At 61.7% G+C, this 3,825-nt stretch carries 6 protein-coding genes; 3 read left to right on the top strand and 3 right to left on the bottom strand.

Annotation, left to right across the window (positions count from 1 at the left end; genetic code table 11):
• Nucleotides 1–169: 169 nt before the first annotated feature.
• Nucleotides 170–325: a hypothetical protein gene (locus tag B3T59_RS05315; RefSeq protein WP_287001646.1), complete on the top strand. Its 156-nt coding sequence runs from the start codon at nucleotides 170–172 to the stop codon at nucleotides 323–325.
• 70 nt (nucleotides 326–395) lie between these two features.
• Here B3T59_RS05315 and B3T59_RS05320 read toward each other — a convergent pair whose 3' ends face one another.
• The 3 genes from B3T59_RS05320 to B3T59_RS05330 form a co-directional block, all read right to left on the bottom strand.
• The gene (locus tag B3T59_RS05320) at nucleotides 396–542 is read right to left on the bottom strand and encodes a hypothetical protein (RefSeq protein WP_287001647.1); all 147 of its coding nucleotides are present in this window, start codon (nucleotides 540–542) and stop codon (nucleotides 396–398) included.
• A gap of 70 nt (nucleotides 543–612) precedes the next feature.
• Nucleotides 613–1,338, bottom strand: a complete 726-nt coding sequence (locus B3T59_RS05325; RefSeq protein ID WP_287001650.1) for a M23 family metallopeptidase — start codon at nucleotides 1,336–1,338, stop codon at nucleotides 613–615.
• A 607-nt stretch (nucleotides 1,339–1,945) separates the two neighbouring features.
• Nucleotides 1,946–3,004: a hypothetical protein gene (locus B3T59_RS05330; protein WP_287001648.1), complete on the bottom strand. Its 1,059-nt coding sequence runs from the start codon at nucleotides 3,002–3,004 to the stop codon at nucleotides 1,946–1,948.
• An 83-nt stretch (nucleotides 3,005–3,087) separates the two neighbouring features.
• On the opposite strand from B3T59_RS05330, the gene B3T59_RS05335 reads away from it, so the two are divergent.
• Nucleotides 3,088–3,390, top strand: a complete 303-nt coding sequence (locus tag B3T59_RS05335) for a transposase (protein WP_197502363.1) — start codon at nucleotides 3,088–3,090, stop codon at nucleotides 3,388–3,390.
• Between the two features lie 5 nt (nucleotides 3,391–3,395).
• Nucleotides 3,396–3,825: IS3 family transposase (locus B3T59_RS05340; RefSeq protein ID WP_287001649.1), on the top strand; the 430-nt coding region annotated here is incomplete at its 3' end.

Raw genomic sequence — 3,825 nt, forward strand, 5'->3', positions numbered from 1 at the left:
TGGTGGGCGTCTCATGAACAACTAGCCTTGCTGAGGTTGTCAAGGCCAATCTAACGGTCTCGGTGTCGCCACCCTCACCGAGGGACTTGCTGTCCGTACTCGGCGCGGCCTGAGTTCGTGGCTGTCGACCGTTTAGTAGAGTTTGCCTCCGCTGCGGGGCAGAGACCGCGTGTCGACACTTGTCGACGCGCAGCTGGCGGCGATCAAGATGGCTATCCTGCTGGCCGCCTTCTTGGCGCTGCTCGGACTTGTTGTCGCTCAACGACTTCCGGAAGTTCCCGGCGCCGAGTTGGGCAGCGAAGACCCGGCCGCGGTCGGAAAGTGATCACGTCTGACGGCTCATCTCAGGTGCCTTGAGACTCATCTCAGGTGTGGAGTGTGCGCCCGCGAAGTGATCAGTCGTTGCTCGAATCCGAAGGGTTCGATCCCGTTCCGTCGTAGCTGATCATCCCGTCGTGATCCTGTGGCTTGTCGTGCTTGAGCTTGTAGATGAGCCCAATCACGCCGGCAACGACGAGCAGCGTGAAGAAGATGAATCCCATGGCAATCTCCAGGGGGCTGCGACGATGTGCGCCGATCTGCGCACATCGTCGAGAATACTGCTCCGGGAGGTCAGGGGTTGACCCCGCGCGATGCCAGCCACACCTGTGGGTTGATCTTTTGTCCGCTCTTGTCCCAGACCTCGTAATGCAGGTGGGGGCCGGTGGACTGTCCACGATTGCCGACGGTGGCGATCGTCTGGCCGACGTGGACCTTCTGGCCTGCCTTGACGAAGCTCTCGTTCACGTGTCCGTAGACGCCGGTCGTGCCGTCGTCCTGGCGGACACGAACCCACATCCCGAAGCCCGACGCCGGGCCCGATTCGAGGACGGTGCCGTCGGTGACGGCGTGGATCGGGGTGCCGACGCGGTTGGCAATGTCGACGCCGTAGTGATGCGACCCCCACCGTGAGCCGTACCCGGAGGTCACGGTGCCGGAGGTGGGTGCAACGGCACGCTTTTTGCCCGGGACTTGTGCATTCGGGGGCAATGCGTTGCGGGTGAGTTCCTCTAGCTGGGGTGGAAGCGTGATGTTCTCCGGCAGCTTGATGTTCTCGGGCAACGCCACGGTTGGTGCCGCTGGCTTGGGAGCCGGATTTGCGGCAGCCTGCGCTGCGCCGACGGACCCGAGGCCGATCGCTCCGGTGATCGCTGCGAGAGTGGCGGTCTTCAGCTTGAAGGTGTGCGCATTGCTGGGAGCTGCGCGGTGCTGACCACGGCTGGCGCGAGGTTGCGAGTCAAGGACCGCGCGCGTTGCGGTCGGGATCGAGTCACGGTCGGTCAATCGGTGGTGAGGCACTGCAATACGTCCGCTCTGGGGTTGGTAACGCTTTGATATCGGAATGGACACGGCGAGACTATCAGACGCGGGACTGGGGCGACATGTCGCGTTTGTCGGAGAGGTTCAGATTCGGTCTCGTCGCAGTTCAAGGCGCCGTAGGGAGTCATGATGTCACTCGCGGTGTACGACGGGCAGTGACCGTCTCGCCACTCTGGAGGCCCCGCGCTCTGTGCGTATGTGGTCAACGCGCGCTGTCGTACTTCTGAGGCCTGTTCAGCACGCTGAATGTGGAGCCGGACACTGAACGCAGCGAAGCCATCGCGGCCGGGTCGCGACTCAGTCAGGTTCTTGACGATCTGGATCGGACGACAACCAGGGCGCCGGATGCTGCTGAACAACAATGGGGCTCGCGGCAGAAACGAACAACCCCTACTGAGTAGGGGTTTCGTGGTGCCCTCGGTGAGACTCGAACTCTAATGCAGGGCCGCAGCGACCTCGTCACTCTGGCGAGAACAGCTGCGCCTCTGCTGTTTTCACGTCAAGCGAGTTCAACGCACGTCATCGAGTCTCAGCGCAGCCTGTAGTCACACGGTCGTCAGTCGAACGGGTGGTAGCCGTCGTCTTTTCAGATGCGGCGGCCTCGCAACTGGTCGTAAGATGCTTTGTAAGTCTCGATTGCAGTGACTGCGCTGTCGGGGTCTCCGTCGAACAAGTTGTTCCGCACCGCGGGCCACGCTTCTGCATCGGCACGAGCTTCGTCGAGAATGTCGTCTAACGGGCTCCTCGACCCACGGAATCGCCATGTCGAACGTCCATACCACGATGCTCGACCCAGGAAACGGTCGTACTTCTTCGCAAACATGATCTTCTCGTGCTGCTGTAGTGCGCCTAGAAAACACTCGGCGCGGTCAAAGGCGTCCGCGTACTCGTCTTCATCTGAGAACTGGCGCTCGAAGGCCGGCTTAAGAACCTCGAACATCCAGTCGGATACAGGGGTATAGAGCTTTCCCCGCTTACCCTCGGTGCACGAGGCGAGCGCAGATTTCGCATCCAGCGACGGATCTTTGGTCACGCTGGCGAGGACCTGAGCGATCATCTTGTTGGCTTCGAATGGTCGATACGGCGCGACGATGTCGGCAAGTGAAAGCTTCTCGTCTCGGCTGTAGGTGCCGATTCTCGGCGCAACCAGAAGCGCCCTTAGGTTCTCCCACCGCCCGCTGCTCACTGCAGCGATCGCGACTGTCTCCGTGAGGCAAAGCGCGGGAAGGCGTCTGAGGTGGATCAGTGGCGTCAGCCCGGACTCGGGTTTCTCGCCGAACGCTGTGATGCTTCGCATCGCGGACACCCAGGGAGTCAGCGCGTCTGAGTCTGCATACCTCGCCGCGATGTGCGTCGACCAACAGAGAGGTTCAACGACCTCCCAGGCGTGCTGCGCCTGGCCAACGATCTCGACCAGCAAATCTGCATTGTTTCCGGTGCTTCCGGTTACTGGGAACCTTTCGGTGTTTGACAGTTCCGTCAGAACTCCGCGTGCTTCTTCGTTCACGACGTCATCGAGCTCGATTCGGCGGGAGGGGTCTAGAAGCAGGTTCTTGGTGAGTTCTTGGAACTGGCGCTGTCGGTCTTGTGATGACGCCTTTGCTACTGCCTCACGTGCGCTAATGACGGCGTTATGAATCGCCACGGGTTTGCTGGAGGCTCTGATGTGCCCGGGGTTGGATGGAGTCGGTTTGCTTGACTTTTGGTCACGACGTCCACGAAGGAGCCGTGTCCGTGCCCAAGCGTTATCCCGAAGAGTTCCGCCGCAAGGTGCTCGACCTGGTGGCCGCTGGCCGACCAATTGCGCAGATCGCAGCAGATCTGAATATCAGCGACCAGACGATCTACGGCTGGCGCACACAGGAGTTGATCGACACCGGCCAGCTACCCGGGCTCAACCGCGCTGAGCTGTCCGAGCTCAGCGCGGCCAATCGGCGCATCCGCGAGTTGGAAACTGAGGTGGCCGTCCTGAAAAGGGCACGTGAGCTGCTGCGGGGGCCGCACGACCCAAAAGGCGGTACGCGGCCATAGAAACCATGGCCGCAGAAGGACTGCCCGTCCAGGTGGCCTGCCGACTGTTGGAGGTCACCGAGTCGGGCTACTACGCATGGCGCAGCCGGGCGCCGTCGGCCCGGGAGGTCCGTCATGCGTGGGTGACCGAGCAGATCCGTGCTGTGCACATAGCCTCTCGGGGTACTTACGGCGCCCGCCGGGTTCACGCCGAACTTACCCTTGGGCTGGGGCTGCTGGTCGGCCATAACCAGGTCGAGATGTTGATGGCTCGCGCGAACCTCAAGGGGCTTCCGGGTACGCGTCGTGCCCGGCCCCGTCACGAGACACCCACGGCGACGGATCTGGTGGAACGGATGTTCACCCGTGATGCTCCGAATCGGTTGTGGGTCACTGATATCACTGAGCATCGCACATACGAAGGTAAGGTGTATTGGGGGGTGTCAGATGGTCTGT

This window comes from Gordonia sp. UBA7860, from assembly GCF_002500165.1.
Taxonomy (GTDB): domain Bacteria; phylum Actinomycetota; class Actinomycetes; order Mycobacteriales; family Mycobacteriaceae; genus Gordonia; species Gordonia sputi.